This is a genomic window from Pseudomonas sp. D8002 (assembly GCF_013385695.1).
GTDB lineage: Bacteria > Pseudomonadota > Gammaproteobacteria > Pseudomonadales > Pseudomonadaceae > Aquipseudomonas.
Window position 1 is genome coordinate 1 of record NZ_JACAPM010000072.1, and the last position, 17,487, is coordinate 17,487.

The 17,487-nt window shown below is 62.5% G+C and carries 15 protein-coding genes; 6 read left to right on the forward strand and 9 right to left on the reverse strand.

All coding sequences use genetic code 11. The features are described from left to right. Positions 1 to 264 precede the first annotated feature (264 nt). Genes HX807_RS31065 through HX807_RS31095 form a run of 7 tightly spaced genes read right to left on the reverse strand, consistent with a single transcriptional unit; the run spans position 265 to position 6,713 of the window. Positions 265 to 1,296 carry an ABC transporter substrate-binding protein gene (locus HX807_RS31065; protein WP_003218283.1) on the reverse strand — a complete coding sequence of 344 codons (1,032 nt, stop codon included), beginning with the start codon at positions 1,294 to 1,296 and terminating at the stop codon, positions 265 to 267. A gap of 17 nt (positions 1,297 to 1,313) precedes the next feature. Next, a complete protein-coding gene (locus HX807_RS31070; protein ID WP_008430551.1) occupies positions 1,314 to 2,417 on the reverse strand; it encodes an FAD-binding oxidoreductase in 1,104 nt (367 codons plus the stop codon). Then, positions 2,414 to 3,757 (reverse strand): NAD(P)/FAD-dependent oxidoreductase, encoded by a 1,344-nt coding sequence (locus HX807_RS31075; protein WP_177052148.1) that lies wholly within the window; start codon positions 3,755 to 3,757, stop codon positions 2,414 to 2,416. Before HX807_RS31075 ends, HX807_RS31070 begins: the two co-directional genes overlap by 4 nt. After that, positions 3,754 to 4,044, reverse strand: a complete 291-nt coding sequence (locus HX807_RS31080) for a (2Fe-2S)-binding protein (RefSeq protein ID WP_003218277.1) — start codon at positions 4,042 to 4,044, stop codon at positions 3,754 to 3,756. The genes HX807_RS31075 and HX807_RS31080 overlap by 4 nt, the downstream gene beginning before the upstream one ends. After that, the gene (locus tag HX807_RS31085; RefSeq protein ID WP_177052150.1) at positions 4,044 to 4,838 is read right to left on the reverse strand and encodes an ABC transporter permease; all 795 of its coding nucleotides are present in this window, start codon (positions 4,836 to 4,838) and stop codon (positions 4,044 to 4,046) included. Before HX807_RS31085 ends, HX807_RS31080 begins: the two co-directional genes overlap by 1 nt. A gap of 4 nt (positions 4,839 to 4,842) precedes the next feature. Further along, positions 4,843 to 5,688 (reverse strand): ABC transporter permease, encoded by an 846-nt coding sequence (locus HX807_RS31090; protein WP_008430555.1) that lies wholly within the window; start codon positions 5,686 to 5,688, stop codon positions 4,843 to 4,845. Further along, complete coding sequence (locus tag HX807_RS31095) at positions 5,685 to 6,713, reverse strand: ABC transporter ATP-binding protein (RefSeq protein ID WP_177052152.1); 1,029 nt, start codon at positions 6,711 to 6,713, stop codon at positions 5,685 to 5,687. The genes HX807_RS31090 and HX807_RS31095 overlap by 4 nt, the downstream gene beginning before the upstream one ends. A 241-nt stretch (positions 6,714 to 6,954) precedes the next feature. On the opposite strand from HX807_RS31095, the gene HX807_RS31100 reads away from it, so the two are divergent. Further along, entirely contained in the window at positions 6,955 to 7,785 is an 831-nt protein-coding gene (locus tag HX807_RS31100; RefSeq protein ID WP_003218269.1) for an IclR family transcriptional regulator, read from the forward strand. 118 nt (positions 7,786 to 7,903) lie between these two features. Here HX807_RS31100 and HX807_RS31105 read toward each other — a convergent pair whose 3' ends face one another. Continuing rightward, positions 7,904 to 8,602, reverse strand: coding sequence for a response regulator (locus HX807_RS31105; protein ID WP_177035854.1), 699 nt, complete (start codon positions 8,600 to 8,602; stop codon positions 7,904 to 7,906). After that, positions 8,577 to 11,963: an ATP-binding protein gene (locus tag HX807_RS31110; protein WP_177052154.1), complete on the reverse strand. Its 3,387-nt coding sequence runs from the start codon at positions 11,961 to 11,963 to the stop codon at positions 8,577 to 8,579. The genes HX807_RS31105 and HX807_RS31110 overlap by 26 nt, the downstream gene beginning before the upstream one ends. A gap of 354 nt (positions 11,964 to 12,317) precedes the next feature. Between HX807_RS31110 and urtA the strand changes: the two genes are divergently transcribed. The 5 genes from urtA to urtE all read left to right on the forward strand — a co-directional run bounded on the left by urtA (position 12,318) and on the right by urtE (position 17,266). Then, the gene (gene urtA / locus HX807_RS31115; RefSeq protein WP_003218263.1) at positions 12,318 to 13,526 is read left to right on the forward strand and encodes an urea ABC transporter substrate-binding protein; all 1,209 of its coding nucleotides are present in this window, start codon (positions 12,318 to 12,320) and stop codon (positions 13,524 to 13,526) included. 196 nt (positions 13,527 to 13,722) lie between these two features. Then, positions 13,723 to 14,640, forward strand: coding sequence for an urea ABC transporter permease subunit UrtB (urtB, locus tag HX807_RS31120; RefSeq protein ID WP_177010127.1), 918 nt, complete (start codon positions 13,723 to 13,725; stop codon positions 14,638 to 14,640). A 10-nt stretch (positions 14,641 to 14,650) separates the two neighbouring features. After that, positions 14,651 to 15,811: an urea ABC transporter permease subunit UrtC gene (urtC, locus tag HX807_RS31125; protein WP_003218260.1), complete on the forward strand. Its 1,161-nt coding sequence runs from the start codon at positions 14,651 to 14,653 to the stop codon at positions 15,809 to 15,811. Next, a complete protein-coding gene (gene urtD / locus HX807_RS31130) occupies positions 15,808 to 16,566 on the forward strand; it encodes an urea ABC transporter ATP-binding protein UrtD (RefSeq protein WP_003218258.1) in 759 nt (252 codons plus the stop codon). The genes urtC and urtD overlap by 4 nt, the downstream gene beginning before the upstream one ends. Before the next feature lie 10 nt (positions 16,567 to 16,576). Continuing rightward, on the forward strand, positions 16,577 to 17,266 hold the full coding sequence (gene urtE / locus HX807_RS31135; RefSeq protein WP_008430563.1) for an urea ABC transporter ATP-binding subunit UrtE: 690 nt from the start codon (positions 16,577 to 16,579) through the stop codon (positions 17,264 to 17,266). Positions 17,267 to 17,487: the final 221 nt, after the last annotated feature.

The window sequence follows — 17,487 nt, forward strand, 5'->3', positions numbered from 1 at the left end:
CCCCGTTAAACCACGCTGGCCGAACGCAGGCTTTGGAGCGTGGGTAACCCGGCAGGACGCCGGGTTAGCCGTCCTGGGCCAAGGATGGCCCATGACGGCGGCCCACGGTCCAAAGCCGGAGTGAGGGCACTCCGAGCCTAAGCGAGGAGCCGAGTGGTGGGGCAAGAGCGTTTTGCTTACTTTTGCGCTGTTCAAAAGTGAGCCGCTGTAAGAGCGGAACCAATATAAGCCATCACCCAAATAACGGATATTCACCCCCAAAGCCTACCGCTCAATCGACCGACTCCACCGCGCATTCCACTCGGGCCGTGCCTGGTTCACCTGGTCCCAGTCAATCGAAATCGCCGTCTGCAAATAACTGTTCATCGCCTCCACCCGCGCCCGGGTTTTGTCGGTAGTCGGCGTCGTAGGATTCGAAGGAATCTGATCCCCCAGTTCCAAAGCCGGCGCCTGAGCCTCTGCGGTCAACAAGAACTGCGCCAGTTTCTGCGCCAACTCCGGCTGGTCATTCCGCGCAATCACACACTCCGCCACGTTCAACACCACCGCGCCTTCCTTCGGCTGCGCATACTCCATCGGCACACCCAACAACTGCTGCGTGGTCACCTGCGTCGGCGTCAGCGGAAAGATCGCCGCCTCATCCGTCTGCACCATCTCGGAAATCTTCGCCGAGCTGGCGATGTACTCCAGCACATTCGGCCCAACCGTTTTCGGCCAGGCCTTGAACCCCGGCTCCACGTTGGTCTCGCTGCCCCCCTGAATCCGGTTGAACATGAGGAACCCGTGCAACCCAAATGTGGACGAGGCCAACGACTGAAACACCACCTTGTCCTTGAAGCGCGGGTCGGCCAGGTCCATCCACGACGTCGGCGGCGCCCAGCCCTTTTCCTTGAACATCTTGGCGTTGTAACCCAACCCGGTCACCCCGAGCGTCACCGCAACCGCTTCTTCCTTGATCTTCGCCTTGGCCGGAATCTGATCCAGGGTCGGATTGGGCGTGAGCTTCTCGCACAACCCCATGGAAATCGCGCGGTACATGATGCCGTCGTCGAGGAACATCACGTGCATCTGCGGGTTGTCCTTGTTGGCCTGCACCTTGGCCAGGATGTCCGACGAGGTGCCCGGCACGATCACCACCTTGACGTTGTTGGCCTTTTCGAACGCGGGCAGCACCTTGTCGGCGTAGACCCGTTCCATGGTGCCGCCGTTCATGCCCAGGTACAGCGTCGGTGCGGCGTGGGCCGCCGTGCTCAACAGGGCGAGGGACAGGCAAGACAGCGCAGTACGTTTGATCATGTGCATGAATCTTCCTCTCAGGCTTGGAAACGACGGATGGAAAATGCTTCGATGGGCTGCCGGCTGGCCCCCGTGCAGACGATCTCTGCCAGGGCTTCACCGACCGCAGGGCCGAGCTGGAACCCGGCGCCGGCAAAGCCGAAACCGTGGAGCAGGCCGGGTTGGGTGCTGCTGTCGCCGATCACCGGTTCGTGGTCGGGCAGATAACCTTCGGTGCCGCTCCAGGTACGGATCGCCTGGGCGCCCTTGAGGAACGGGTACAACTCGCCGGCATTGCGCAGAATCTCCAGCACCGCCGCCTGGCCCGGGCGGGCTTGTTGCGGGCCCAGGGCAAAGCCGCGCCCGCCACCGAGGATGCAATTGCCCCGGGCGACTTGCCGCGCATAAATCCCGCCGCCTTCCACCCCGGTGCTCACGTCCATCACCACCGGCAACGGCTCGGTCACCAGCATCGCCGGGTGCGCCGAGGTCATCGGCACCGGCTCGCCAAAATGCGCGGCCACGGTGCCGGCCCAGGCGCCGGCGCAGTTCAGCAGCCAGGGGGCTTGCAGCTGCAGCCCATTGGCACAGCGCAACTGAAACCGCTGGCCGTCATGTTCAAGATGGGTGACTTCGGTTTGCTCCATCACCCGAGCACCGTGGCGTTGCGCTGCGCGGGCAAAGGCGGGGGAGACCAGGCGCGGATTGGCGTGGCCGTCTTCGGGGCATAACGACGCGCCGACTGCCACATCACCCACCCACGGGAACCGGGCGCGCAGTTGAGCGTGGTCGAGCATTTGCAGGCCCAGGCCAAAGCCACGTGTAGCGTCGGCGTAAGCCTGCAGAGCCGCCAGATCGTCATGACTGCGGGCCAGTTTCAAATGCCCGGAGCGCACGTATTCCCCGTCGATGCCAATCAGCCCCGGCAAGTCGGACCATAGCTCATGGGCACGCTGCGATAGCGGCAGTTGGTGCAATGGCCGCCCCTGGCGCCGCACGCCGCCATAGTTCACTCCGCTGGAGTGCGAGCCACAAAAGTCCCGCTCCAACAGCACCACGCGCCGACCTTTCTGCGCCAGCATCAAAGCCGCCGAGGCCCCGACAATCCCGCCACCCAACACGATCACTTCACTGTCGATCATGGCTGCACCTCCACGCCAAACGGCAAGGGTTTGATCGGTGCCTGGCCACGCAGGCGGCCAACGTTTTCAATCTCGCGGCCACTGCGCTGGGCAACGATTTCCGCCACCGCCAGCCCGCACATCCGGCCCTGGCAGCGGCCCATGCCAACCCGGCAATGGGCCTTGACCCGGTTCACTTCCCAGTGGCCTTCATCCACCACCGCGCGTACTTCGCCGACGCTGACTTCTTCACAGCGGCACAGGATCAGTTCGTCCGGAGCTTCAGCGGCCCAGTTTTCCGGGAAGGGGAAGGCGGTTTCCAGGCCGTGGCGAAAGCGCTGGATACCTGCCAGTTGTTGTTCCAGCACGGGCCCGCGACGGTGGTCGATGGCAACACCGCTGTCTTCGAGCAAGGCCAATGCCGCTCGCTCGCCGGCCATTTGCGCCGCATCGGCGCCCATGATTCCTGCACCGTCGCCAGCCAGATACACCCCCGCGACACTGCTACGCCCGGCCGCATCTCGCTGCGGCAACCAGGCGCGGTTCAATGCATTCCAGGCAAATTCACACCCAAGTAAATCCGCCAGTTGGGTCTCGCTGCGCAGGGCATGGGCGAAGGCCACGGCATCACAGGCGATTTCCTGCTGGTCCCAGTGGATGCCCGTCACTCGTTGCTCGCCGTTGATGTGCGACAACGTTGCCCCCTGGTGCACCTGGATGCCGTGGGCCGTGAGCCAGGCGCGGTAGTACAAACCCTTGGCCAGGGTCGCCGGCTGGCCGAGCAATGCCGGCAAGGCGCGGCATTGGGCGCTGAACGGCGCGCTGTCGAGCACCGCCACCACCTTGGCCCCGGCCTTGGCGTACTGATACGCCACCAGGTACAGCAACGGCCCGCTGCCGCAAAACGCGACGCGCTCACCGATGGCGCAGCCTTGATACTTCAGCGCGATTTGCGCCGCGCCCAGGCTGTACACACCGGGCAGCGTCCAGCCCGGCACGGGCAGGATGCGGTCGGTGGCGCCCGTGGCGACGATGATCTGCGTGTATTCGATGCTTTCGGCGTGGCCGTTGTTGAGCATGTCCAGGCGGCCATTTTCCGCATTCCACACCAGGGTTTCCGGCCGGTAGTCGATCCGGGTGGCCAGCTCATCCATGGTGCGATGCAGCGCTGTCGCCTTGCCCGCTTCAAACCCATACAGCTGCTTGGCCGAGCGCTGGAAGTTCGCCGGCTGGCGCCGATAGATCTGGCCGCCACCGCGCAGGCTCTCGTCCACCAACACCGGGGTTACGCCATGGTCCAGCAAGGTCCGGGCTGCGGTAATGCCCGCCGGGCCTGCGCCCACTATCACCGCGCTCTTCATGCCTGGCGCCCCGGGTCACGGCGAATCGCCTGGCCGTCTTCCAGCAAGGTCGAACAGGCGCGCACTCGCCGACCATCTTCCAGGCGTACCCAGCAATCCTGGCAGGCCCCCATCAAGCAGAAACCGGCGCGGCGTTCGGCGCTGAAATCACTGCCCCGCAGGTGCTCGGCGCAGGTCAGTACGGCAGTCAGCAAGGTGTCCCCAAGCAGGCCCGTGGCAGGCTGTCCATCGAGGGTGAACGCCAGGCTGGGCCGCTCGGTTTCCGCCAGTCGTTTGAACAGTGCCATCAATGTTTCCCTACCAACACGCGATCCAGGCCGTAGACCCGGTCCAGCAGAATCATTGCCGCCGCCGTCAACCCGATCACCAGCGCCGACACGGCCGCCATCATCGGGTCGATGGATTCGGTGGCGTACACGTACATGCGCACCGGCAAGGTCTGGGTGGCCGGCGAGCTGACAAAGATCGACAGGGTCACTTCATCGAAACTGTTGATGAACGCCAGCAACCAGCCGCCGGCCACGCCGGGCAGAATCATCGGCAAGGTGATCTGGCGAAACAGAGTGAAGCGGCTGGCGCCGAGGGATTCGGCAGCCTGCTCGGCGCTGCGGTCAATGCCGATGGCGGCGGCCAATACCAGGCGCAACACGTAAGGGGTGATGATCACCACGTGGGCCAGCATCAGCCAGGTGAAGCTGCCGTTGACGCCCATCATTGCGAACAGCCGCAGCATCGCCACCCCCAGCACCAGGTGCGGGATGATGATCGGCGAGAGGAACAGCGCACTGAAGAAGTTGCGGCCGGGGAACTGGTAGCGACTGATTGCCAGGGCCGCCGGCACCGCAATCAAGGTCGCCAAGCTGGCGGCCACGAAGGCCAGGAGCAGGCTGTTGTAGAACGCCTGGATAAAGTCGGCACGTTCGAACACGGCATGAAACCAGCGCAGGGAGAAGCCCGACGTCGGCAGGCTCAAGGTATTTTCCGGGGTGAAGGCCACCAGGCACACCACCACCAGCGGCGCCATCATGAACAGCACCACCAGGCCGTGAAAGCCCAGGGCCAAAGGACCGTTTCTGGACATCGTCTTATACTCCCAGGGACTTTTTGTAGCGGCCTTCGACCATGCGGTTCCAGCTCAGCATGATCAGCAAGTTGACCAACAGAAGCACCACCGCGATGGTCGCGCCCATGGGCCAGTTGAGTTCCGAGAGGTATTGGTCGTAGACCACCGTGGCGACCATCTTCAGGCGGCGTCCGCCCAGCAGGCCGGGGATCGCGAAGGAGCTGGCAGCCAGGCCGAACACGATCAGGGTGCCGGACAGCACGCCGGGCATCACCTGCGGCAACACGATCTTGCGCATCACCGTGGCCTGGCTGGCACCCAGGGACAGCGCCGCCTGTTCCGCCGACGGGTCGAGCTTCTGCAGGGAGGTCCACACCGGGATGATCATGAACGGCAGCATCACGTGCACCAGTGCGATGATCACGGCGAACGAGGTGTACAGCAGCTTCACCGGCGTGCCGCCCAGGGCCTGGATCACCTGGTTCACCAGGCCATCGGCACCCAGCAGCAGGCTCCAGCCGAAGGCCCGCACCACCACCGAAATCAGCAGCGGGGTGAGGATCAGGATCAGGAAGATCGAGCGCCATGGCGTGCCCATGCGGCTGAGGATGTAGGCCTCGGGCACGCCGATCACCACGCAGAGCAAGGTCACCAGGGCACTGATCCAGAAGGTGCGCCAGAAGATTTCGTAGAAGTACGAATCGCTGAACAGCGACAGGTAGTGGGCGAAGGTCCACTCATCGGCCTTCACCCCCACCTGATAGTCGAACACGTTGAACGACAGCACCAGTGTCAGGCCCAGGGGCAGGATCAGCAGCCCGAAAAACAACACCAGCGCCGGCAACGACAACAGGTAGCCACGGCTCATGCGCGCACCTCATCCGCTGCCAGCACCCGCAACAGGTTCGACTCCCAGTCCAGGCCCACTGCAGCGCCGCAAGCCAATGGCGCGCTGCCGTCATTGCGGCGGACCACGGTCAGCTCGCCGATCTCGGTCTTGATGCGATACAGCCATTGGCTGCCGAAGAAGTAGCTGTCGAGGATCCTGCCTTGCAGGCGACCCGAGCCGGCGGCCACCAGGTCGATTTTTTCCGGGCGCAGGCTCAGGGTCAGTTCGCCGTTGCCGGGCTCGAAGCGCACTTGCGGCGCGCCGAGTTGATCGAAGTCGCCCGCCAGCAGGTTGGCCTTGCCGACAAAATCCGAGATGAAGCGTGTGCGCGGGTGTTCATAGAGTTTGTACGGCGCGTCGATCTGCGTCACGCGCCCGGCCTGCATCACTACTACCCGGTCGCTGATGGACAGCGCCTCGGCCTGGTCGTGGGTGACCATCAGGGTGGTGATCCCGACTTCACACTGGATGCGACGGATCTCGAACTGCATCTCTTCGCGCAGGTTGGCGTCGAGGTTGGAGAGGGGCTCGTCCAGCAGCAACACCGGCGGCTCGATCACCAGGGCGCGGGCCAGGGCCACGCGCTGGCGCTGGCCGCCGGACAGTTCCCGCGGGTAGCGCTCGGCGTGTGGCGCCAGGCGCACCAGTTCCAGCACGGTCTTGACTCTGCTTGCGATCTCAGTGGCAGGCACCTTGCGCATCTTCAGGCCGAAGGCGACGTTGTCGCGCACGCTCATGTGGGGGAACAGCGCGTAGCTCTGGAACACCACGCCGAGGCCGCGGCTGGCGGGTTTGGCATGGGTGATGTCGCGACCGTCGAGGACGATCTGGCCACCGGTGACGTCGACGAAGCCGGCGATCATTTGCAAGGTGGTGGTCTTGCCGCAGCCCGAGGGGCCGAGCAGGGACACGAATTCGCCTTTTTCCACCGCAAGATCAGTGGCGACCACCGCGTCGACGGCGCCGTAGCGTTTGCTCAAGGCGTTGAGTTGGAGAAAAGCCATGTCTGCGTTCCACCTTTTTGAGTCGCGTCGAAACGCGCTTTTTTGTTTTGGGCAGATGCGAAAAGGGTGTTGCGGGTGCGTTGGCGCTCGATCTTGAGTCGGCTGCCGTTAGTTGTTCATTTCGCCCCTGTGGACGCAGATTAGGGCGAAAGACTAGGATGGCGGAAGATGGAATTTCACTGGATAGAGTACTTTTTTCAGTTTCATTCACTGACCAGAATTTAGTGTGAGATATCGGCTTATGGATTCCACTGAGCGGAATGAAAGTGTCAAGGAAGTCGGCGCCGGTGGCGTCTCCCGGTTGTTTGCATTACTGCGCATCCTCGGCGCGGCGCCGGACGGTGGTGAACGGGTGACGCAACTGGCGCAGCAGGTGGGGCTGTCGCAACCCACCACCCACCGACTGCTGCGCAGCCTGATGGACGAGGGCATGGTGGAGCAGGATGCGCGCAGCAAGCGCTATCGGCTGAGCCTGGAGTTCTTTGCCCTGGCGGCGAATGCGGGCAACACCGGCAACCTGCGGGACCTGGTGCGGCCGAGCATGTTGCGCCTCAGTGCGTCGTTGGGGGATTCATTGTTCCTGCTGGCGCGCAGCGGGTTTGATGCGATCTGCCTGGACCGCAGTGAAGGGCCGTATCCGATCCGTACCTTTACCGGTGATATCGGCGGCCGCGTGGCGCTGGGCGTGGGGCAGGGTAGCCTGGCGATTTTGGCGTTTTTGCCGGAGGAAGAGCGCGAGACGGTGATCCGCTACAACTTGCCGCGGCTCAAGGATTTTCACCTGTACGACGAGGTGTTTTTGCGTTCGGAGGTGGAGAGTGTGCGGCGGTTGGGGTATGCGGCGCGAAACACCGGGGTGCTGGAAGGCATGGCCGGGTTGGCGGTGCCGATCCTGGATCGCAATGGGCATGCGGTGGCGGCGTTGAGTGTGGCGACCATCAGCGACCGCCTGGGGCCGGGGCGGTTGCCGACGGTGGTGGAGTTGTTGAAGCGCGAGGCGGCGGCGATCGGGCCGAAGATCAACCCGTTTGATCCGACGTTGCGCCGGCCTTCGCAGATCTTCGGTGGGTAGGTAATACCAGTAACGACACAGATCAAATGTGGGAGCGGGCTTGCTCGCGAATGCGGTGTATCAGTAAAAAATTTGGTGACTGACACACCGCATTCGCGAGCAAGCCCGCTCCCACATTTTAGACCGTGGCCATCTGTGGGATCCGGATTGGACTCATCGCCGCCATCGCCACCGAAGTCGCCGCCGTGCGCGTCTCCACTCCCAGCTTCACATACACATGCTCCAGATGCTTGTTCACCGTCCTCGGACTCAACCCAAGAATGTCGCCAATATCCCGATTGGTCTTGCCACACGCCACCCAACGCAGCACTTCCACCTCCCGCTCCGTCAGTTGAAACCGCGCCGACAATAGCTTGTGCGCCGGCTCATCCTCCAGGGTGATCACGCTCGGCTGTGTCGCCGCCCGCGCCGACAGCAAAATCCGCGACGTACGCAAATGCGCCGCCACCCGCGCCAGCACTTCATCGGTCTGGATCGGCTTGGTCACGTAATCGCTGCCGCCCACCTCGAACCCCTGCACCACATGCTTGCTGTCGGTCAGCCCGGTCATGAACACCACCGGAATATCCGCGCTGGCCGGTTGTGCCTTGAGCCGGCGGCAGGTTTCAAAGCCGTCCAGGCCGGGCATCACCGCGTCCAGCAGGATCAAATCCGGGCGCCGGCGTTGCACGCGGTTCAGCGCGCTGAGGCCGTCCAGCGCCACCAGCACCATGTAGCCGGCGTCGTCCAGGGCGTCGGAGAGCATGGCCAGGTTGTCCGGGGTGTCGTCGACAATCAGCACCACGCCGGGCTCAGCGCTGTGGGTCAAGGCATTCATCTTCGGCCTCCTTCAGGATTCGGTTGAGTTCTTCCAGGCGAAAGCTTTTCAGCAAGGCCCGGAGCTTATTGATGAACGGTGCGGTACCTGGGCTGTCCAGCACGATGGCGTCGAGCTTTTCATGCAAACCACGCACATAGCCAATGGCGCTCAGTTCGGCGAGCACCGCGAGTTCTTCTGCGCTGGGTAGCGCGCCTTGGGTCGCGACCGGCGCGGCGAGCGGTGTGCGACGGCGCAGCCATTGCAAGTCCAGGTGCAGTTGCAGGCGTCCGAGCAGTTCAGGGGTACGCACCGGCTTGGCCAGGTAGTCGTTGCAGGCGCCGGCGATGCTGCGTTCGCGGTCGTCAGTGAAGGCGTTGGCGGAGATGATGATAATCGGCGCGGCAGACAGCGCATTACGCCGGATCATCCGGCTGGTGGCCCAGCCGTCCATGGTCGGCATCGAGAGGTCCATCAGGATCAGGTCCGGCGACAGCAGCGCTACCTGGCGGATCGCCTCCTGGCCGTTGCTGGCCTGGGACACCTCGAAGCCCAGGGGCGTGAGCATGCCGCTGAGCACCTTGCGATGGTCCACGTGGTCATCCACCACCAGGATGCGCCGTCGTTCGCCGTGGTAGCCGATGATGTCGTGCTCCACATGCACCACCGCTTGCGGCACGCGGACCTGGGACAGGAACAGCCGTACCTGGAAGCAGGTGCCCTTGTCCAGCTCGCTGACCACCCGCAATTCGCCGCCCATCAACGAGGTCAGCATGCGTGTGATGGTCAGGCCCAGACCCACGCCCTTGTCCTGGCGCATCAGGTCGCCGCGTTCGAACGGCTGGAAAATCCGCTCGATCTGTTCGGGGTCAATCCCGATGCCGGTGTCGATGATTTCGAAGTTGGCGGTCTCGCGCATGTAGCTGACCCGCAGGCGCACCTCGCCGCTGTCGGTAAAGTTGATCGCGTTGCCCAGCAGGTTGATCAGGATCTGCCGCACGCGTTTTTCATCGCCGCGCACTACGGCGGGGATCTTGCCCACGCAGTCCAGGCGAAAGCGCAGGCCCTTGTCTTCGGCCTGGGGGGTGAACATTTGCTCCAGGTCGTGGATCAGTTCCGGGAAGGGGATTTCAGTGAGTTCCAGGCGCAGCTTGCCGGCCTCGATCTTCGCCACGTCCAGCAGGCCGTCGATCAGCGACAGCAGGTGCGAGCCGCTGCGCAGGATGGTCGCCAGGGCGTCCTGATGCTGTTCGGGCATGGCACTGTCGCGCTGCAGGATCTGGGTGAAGCCGAGGATGCTGTTGAGCGGCGTGCGCAGCTCGTGGGACAGCCCGGTGACGTAGCGACTCTTGGCCGCGTTCGCTGCTTCCGAGGCTTCCTTGGCCTGTTGCAGGGCTTGGTCGGTGAGGCTGTGGGCGGCGATCTCCTGCATCAGCAGCGAGGTTTGCCGGTCGGATTCTTCCTGGGCCACCCGCCGGCTTTCGCGGGTGAGTACTACCCACCAGGCGAGTACGGCGGCCAGCACCGAGAGCGTGAGGAACGCCTTGAAAAACGCCTGGTACAAGGTTTGCGAATGGGGCAAACCCTGGGCCGCCTGCATGTAGATCAGCGCCAGGGCCCCGGCGAGCATCAGCACCAGCGCCATCAACAATCCGAGGTAATGCGCCAGCCGGGTATGCAGGCGCGGTACCAGCGTGGTCGGCAACAACCAGCGCAACACCCCTTCGAACTGGCTGGCCAGGCGCGCGTGGGGTTTGCAACGGTCGCCGCAACGCGCATCCAGTGAGCAACAGAGCGAGCAGATCGGCGTGCTGTAGGCCGGGCAGAACGCCATGTCGGCGGTCTCGAACGGGTTGCTGCACAGCCCGCAGATCACCAGGCCGGTGCCGGGTTGCGGGTGAATCAATTGCGCCTCGCTGCTGCGCGCAATGTAGTAGCGGCCCTTGGTCAGCCACGCCAATAGCGGCGCCATGATTAACGCGGTGCCCAGCGCGACAAACGGTGGCGCGGCCTGGGCCAGGGCGCCGAACAGGCCGAAGTGGGCGAGGATCGACAGCAGCGAGGCAATCAGCATCGAGCCGACGCCCACCGGGTTGATGTCGTAGAGGTGCGCACGCTTGAATTCGATGTGTTTGGGCGACAGGCCCAGGGGCTTGTTGATTACCAGGTCCGCTACCAGCGTGCCGATCCAGGCAATCGCGATATTCGCGTAGAGCCCCAGCACCTGCTCGATCACATCGAACACGCCGAGCTCCATCAGCATCAGCGCAATGGCGACGTTGAACACCAGCCACACCACGCGGCCGGGGTGGCTGTGGGTCACGCGGGCAAAGAAGTTCGACCAGGCCAGGGAGCCGGCGTAGGCGTTGGTCAGGTTGATCTTCATCTGCGAGATGAACACGAACAGCACCATCGCCCCCAGCGCCCATTCGGGAGAGGAGAACACATAGCCGAACGCGACGAGGTACATCTGGGTTGGCTCGGCGGCGCGCTCCATGGGGATTTCATGTTGCAGGGCGAGGAACGCCAGGAACGCCCCGGCGAACATTTTCAACGCCCCCGGCACGATCCAGCCGGGCCCGGCGCATAACAGCGCGGCCCACCAGCGCTTGCGGTTGGCGCTGGTTTTTTCCGGAAGGAAGCGCAGGTAGTCCACCTGTTCGCCGATCTGCGTGACCAGCGACAGCGCCACGGTGCAGGCGGCGCAGAACGACAGCAGATTGAAGTCGCCACCGTCGCTGCTGCGGCCGACAAAGCTGGTCCAGTCGCTGAAGGCCTCGGGGTTCTTCCACAACACGAAGCCATAGGGCAGCACCAGCAGCACCAGCCACAACGGTTGCGTCCACAGTTGCAGGCGGCTGATCAGCGTTACGCCGTAGGCCACCAGCGGGATCACCAGCACTGAACAGATGACATAGGCGATGGCCAGCGGGATATGGAAATACAACTCCAGGGCAAGGGCCATGATCGCCGCTTCCAGGGCGAAGAACAGGAAGGTGAAACTGGCGTAGATCAGCGAGGTGATGGTGGAGCCGATGTAACCGAAGCCCGCGCCGCGGGTCAGCAGGTCCATGTCCACGCCATAGCGGGCGGCGTAGTAGCTGATGGGCAGGCCGGTGAGAAAGATCACCAGGCTGATGGCGAGGATCGCCCAGAAGGTGTTGGTAAAGCCGTAGCTCAAGGCCAATACGCCGCCGATGGCCTCCAGCGCCAGGAACGACACCGCGCCCAAGGCGGTGTTGGCGATGCGCAGTTCCGACCATTTGCGGAAGGACTTCGGGGTGTAGCGCAGGGCGTAGTCTTCCATGGTCTCGTCGGCGACCCAGGAATTGTAGTCGCGGCGGATCTTGACGATGCGCTGGGTGCCGGGGAGGGGGTGCACGGTGGGGAACTCCTGCAAGGATGGGGAGATGGCAGCAATATTCGTGCCCCAGTCCTGCGGGGTGCGCTCTTCGTGGCGAGGGAGCTTGCTCCCGTTGGACTGCGAAGCAGGCCCAGCAAGACCACTTCATTTTTCCAGGCAGAACCGGGTCGCCGGTTTTGGGGCTGCTGCGCAGCCCAACGGGAGCAAGCTCCCTCGCCACAGGGGTTTCCTTTCCCAAGGCGGCCGGGATCCTGCTCGAAAATGGTGCGCAACGGCATACGTCAAATGACGTACCCCGTTACGTCAGGCTGCGTATACCCGCCGTGGCCACCTGCCGCCATGCTGAACCCCTCATTGCAGAGGAGTCGCCCCATGGAATCACGATTGATCCGCTCCAAACCGTTGTTGGCCTTATCACTGCTGGCGGCGAGTCTGTTCAGCCATGGCGTCATGGCCGACAACGAAGGCCTGGCGGTGACGCCGACCGAAGTCACCGTCGGCCAGTTGCACTCGGCCACCGGCACCATGGCGATTTCCGAAACCGGTTCGATCCAGGCCGAACGCCTGGCCATCGAGCAGATCAACGCCTCGGGCGGGATCCTCGGGCGGCAGATCAAGGTGATCCAGGAAGACGGCGCGTCCGACTGGCCGACCTTCGCCGAAAAGGCCAAGAAACTGCTGGTGAACGACAAGGTGGCCGCAGTGTTCGGCTGCTGGACCTCCGCTTCACGCAAAGCCGTATTGCCGATCTTCGAGAAAGAAAACGGCCTGCTCTACTACCCGACCTTCTATGAAGGCCTGGAACAGTCGAAAAACGTGATCTACACCGGCCAGGAAGCGACCCAGCAAATCCTTGCCAGCCTCGACTGGATCGCCAAGACCAAGGGCGCCAAAACCTTCTATCTGGTGGGCTCGGACTACATCTGGCCGCGCACCTCGATGAAGATCGCGCGCAAGCACATTGAAAACGTGCTGCACGGCACCGTGGTCGGCGAAGACTACTACCCGCTGGGCAATACGCAGTTCGGTTCGCTGATCAACAAGGTCAAGCTGAAAAAGCCTGACGTGGTGTTTGCGGCCGTGGTGGGCGGCTCCAACGTGGCCTTCTACAAACAGCTCAACGCAGCGGGAGTGAATGCGTCCAAGCAAACCCTGTTGACCCTGTCGGTGACCGAAGACGAACTGCTGGGCATCGGCGGCGAAAACATGGCCGGCTTCTATGCCTCGATGAAGTACTTCCAGAGCCTCGACAACCCGAACAACAAAGCCTTCGTGGAAGCGTTCAAGGCCAAGTACGGCAAGGACGCAGTGATTGGCGACGTGACCCAGGCGGCCTACCTCGGCCCATGGTTGTGGAAAGCGGCGGTGGAGAAGGCCGGTAGTTTCGACGTGGATAAAGTCGTCGCCGCATCGCCTGGCATCGAGCTGAAAAACGCGCCGGAAGGCTACGTGAAGATCCACGAAAACCATCACCTGTGGAGCAAGTCGCGCATTGGTGAAGTGCAGCCAAACGGGCAGTTCAAGGTGATCTACGAGTCGGATCTGATCGAGCCGAATCCGTTTCCGAAAGGCTATCAATAACCTCGGGTCTGGCGCTGATCTGAATGTGGGAACTGGTTTTGTGTGGGAGCGGGCTTGCTCGCGAAAGCGGTGAATCAGTGAGTGCATCCGGTACTGACACACCGTATTCGCGAGCAAGCCCGCTCCCACACAAGCCAGCTCCCACATAAAGCAGAAGCAGATTGCATTTCAACCTCCCGCTCAGGAGACCATCATCATGGAATGGCTATCGGAATTTGGAGCCATCGCGGCGATGCAGGGGTTCAACGGCTTGTCCGTGTTCTGCGTGCTGTTGCTGATGGCATTGGGACTGGCAATCATCTTCGGCCAGATGGGCGTGATCAACATGGCCCACGGTGAGTTCCTGACCATTGGCGCCTACACCACCTACGTCTGTTCCAGCCTTACCGCGCATTTCGCGCCGAGCTTTCAGCCGTACTACTTTTTCGTTGCCATTGCCCTGTCATTCCTCGTCGCCGGCGCCGTGGGCTGGCTGGTGGAATGGGCGATGATCAGCCGCTTGTACAAGCGGCCACTGGACACCTTGCTCGCCACCTGGGGTTTGTCCCTGGTGATGCAGCAAACCTTCCGCTCGGTGTTCGGCGCCCGTGAAGTGAGCGCCGAACCGCCGGCCTGGCTGATGGGTTCGGTGAACCTCAGCGACGCCATCGAAATCCCGCGCAACGGCCTGTTCATGATGGGCCTGACCGTGCTGCTGACCGGGGCGATCTTCGTCATGCTCTACCGTTCGCGCTGGGGCTTGCAGGTGCGCGCCACCGTGCAGAACCGCTTGATGAGCCGGGCGGTGGGCATCAACACGCGCAAGGTCGACCGCATGACCTTCGCCCTCGGCTGCGGCGTGGCGGGCGTGGCCGGTGCGGCGTTCACCACCATCGGCTCCACCGGGCCGACCGCCGGTTCGCAGTACATCGTCGACACCTTCCTGGTCGTCGTATTCGGCGGCGCGCAAAGCCTGTTCGGCACCATTGCCTCGGCGTTCGTGATTGCCCAGACCCAATCGCTGTCGGAGTTTTTCCTCAGTGGCTCGATGGCCAAGGTGCTGACGCTGTCGTCGGTGATCCTGATCCTGATGCTGCGCCCGCAAGGGTTGTTCTCCATCAAAGTGCGCAAGTAGAGGCGAACCGATGAAGGCTCTAGACAAACTGCTGGGCGGCCAGCAAAACCTGATCGGCATCGTGCTGTTGGCGCTGTTGATCCTCGTGGTGTTCCCGCTGACCCTGGACGCCTTCCGGCTGAACATGGTCGGCAAGTACCTGACCTACGCGTTCGTCGCGGTGGGCCTGGTGCTGTGCTGGGGCTATGGCGGGATTCTCAGCCTCGGGCAGGGCGTATTTTTCGGCGTCGGCGGCTACTGCATGGCGATGTTCCTGAAGCTTGAGGCCTCGGACCCGATCAGCACCAAGATCCAGTCCACCCCGGGCATCCCGGACTTCATGGACTGGAACCAGATCACCGAATTGCCGTGGCTGTGGCAGCCGTTCCACAGCTTCACGTTTACCTTGTTCGCGGTGATTGCGGTGCCGGTGCTGCTGGCGTTCATCATTGGCATGGCGCTGTTCAAGCGGCGGGTGGGCGATGTGTATTTCTCCATCGTCACCCAGGCGATTGCGCTGATCCTCACGGTGCTGATCGTCGGCCAGCAAGGCCTTACCGGTGGTGTCAATGGCATTACTGACCTCAAGACCCTGCTGGGCTGGGACCTGCGCGGTGACGGCGCGAAGATGATCCTGTATTTCATCAACGCCGGGCTGTTGTTCGGCTGCATTTTCATTGGCCGTTTCATCCTCGCCTCGAAGCTGGGCCGGCTGTTGATGGCCATGCGTGACAAGGAAGAGCGGGTACGGTTTTCCGGGTATGACGTGGCCAGCTTCAAGATTTTCGTGTTCTGCGTGGCAGCGGCGTTCTCGGCGATTGGCGGGGCGATGTTTGCCTTGCAGGTGGGCTTTATGTCGCCGTCGTTCGTGGGCATCGTGCCGTCCATCGAGATGGTGATCTTTGCCGCGGTGGGCGGGCGCATGTCGTTGCTGGGCGCGGTGTATGGCGCGTTGCTGGTGAACTATGGCAAGACCTACTTTTCCGAATCCTTCCCCGAGCTGTGGCTGTACCTGATGGGCGGGTTGTTTATCGCCGTGGTCATGTACTTCCCCAACGGCCTGGCGGGGTTGTGGGACAGCCATGGTCGCCAGGCCCTGGCCCGGGTGTTGCGGCGCAAGCCGGTGGTCAAGGCCGAGCCCGCGAAGATCAAGCCCAAGGCTGAAGCCAAGATCCTGGAGACACAGCCATGACCGCCGTTGGTTTTGAAATGAAGAAACCGGTGTTGGCTATCGAAGGCCTCACCGTGTCATTCGATGGCTTCAAGGCTGTCGACAACCTCAACCTGTATATCGACCGCAATGAAGTGCGGGTGGTGATCGGGCCCAACGGTGCCGGCAAAACCACGGTGCTGGATTTGATCTGCGGCAAGACCCGCGCCACCAGTGGCAGCATCCAGTTCGACGGCCAGGAACTGACCAAAATGCGCGAATACAACATCGTGCGCGCCGGGGTAGGGCGCAAGTTCCAGAACCCATCGATCTACGAAAACCTCACGGTGTTTGAAAACCTCGAGATGTCGTATCCGGCTGGGCGCAAGGTGTGGGGCGCGCTGTTTTTCAAGCGTAATGCCCAGGTGATTGCGCGGGTCGAGGAGGTGGCGCGGGAAATCTTCCTCGGCGACTTGTTGCAGCAGCAGGCGGACCTGCTGTCTCACGGGCAAAAGCAGTGGCTGGAGATTGGCATGCTGCTGATGCAAGACCCTGAATTGCTGATGCTCGACGAGCCGGTGGCCGGGATGAGCGTCAACGAGCGGGCGCAAACGGCCGAGTTGCTCAAGCGCATCAGCCAGGGGCGCTCGGTGTTGGTGATCGAGCATGACATGGAGTTCGTCAAGAGCATTGCCCACAAGGTCACGGTGTTGCATCAGGGCAAGGTGCTGGCCGAGGGCAGCATGGAGTCGGTGCAGAGCAATCCGAAAGTCATTGAAGTGTATTTGGGCCACTGAGGAGTCGGGCATGTTCAAGATCGACAAACTGTCGTGTGGGTACGGGCAGAGCCAGATTCTTCACGACCTGGAGCTGGATGTGGCGAAGCGTGAGATCGTCGCGGTGATGGGGCGCAACGGGATGGGCAAGACCACGTTGTTCAAGAGCCTGATGGGTATTTTGCCGCAGTGGCAGGGGCAGGTCAGTGTGGATGGGCATGATGTGTCTGCGCTTGAAACCCATGAGCGGGTGGAGCGGGGGATTGCCTATGTGCCGCAGGGGCGGATGATTTTTCCCAGCATGAGTGTGTTGGAGAATATTCAGACTGGGTTGCCGGCGGCGGCCCGGGGCAGGGTGCCTGAGGATTTGTATGCGCTGTTTCCGGTGCTGTATGACATGCGTTCGCGCAAGGGTGGGAATTTGTCTGGGGGGCAGCAACAGCAGTTGGCGATTGCCCGGGCGTTGGCGACGAATCCCAAGGTGTTGTTGCTCGATGAGCCGACTGAGGGGATTCAGCCTTCGATCATCAAGGACATTGCTCGTACGCTTAAGGAGATTCGCAATTTGCGAGATTTGACGATTGTTGTTTCTGAGCAGGTGTTGTCGTTTACCTTGGAAATTGCTGATCGGTTTTTGGTGATTGAGAAGGGGAGGTTTGTGATTGAGGAAACTCGGGATCGGGTGGATGAGGCGACTATCAGTCGGTATTTGTCGGTTTGATCTGGCTGGGTACATATCCGTTATTTGGGTAACGGCGGCTTATGGTTTCGCTCTTACAGCGAGTCACTTTGCAAAAGCGGCAAAGTAACCAAAGCGCTCTGCCCCGCCTGTCGGCGCCTCGCCTAGGCTCGGCGTTCCCTCACTCCGGCATTGCTCCGCGGGCCGCCGCGACGGGCCATCCATGGCCCGGCGCGGCTAAACCGGCGTCCTGCCGGTTTAAC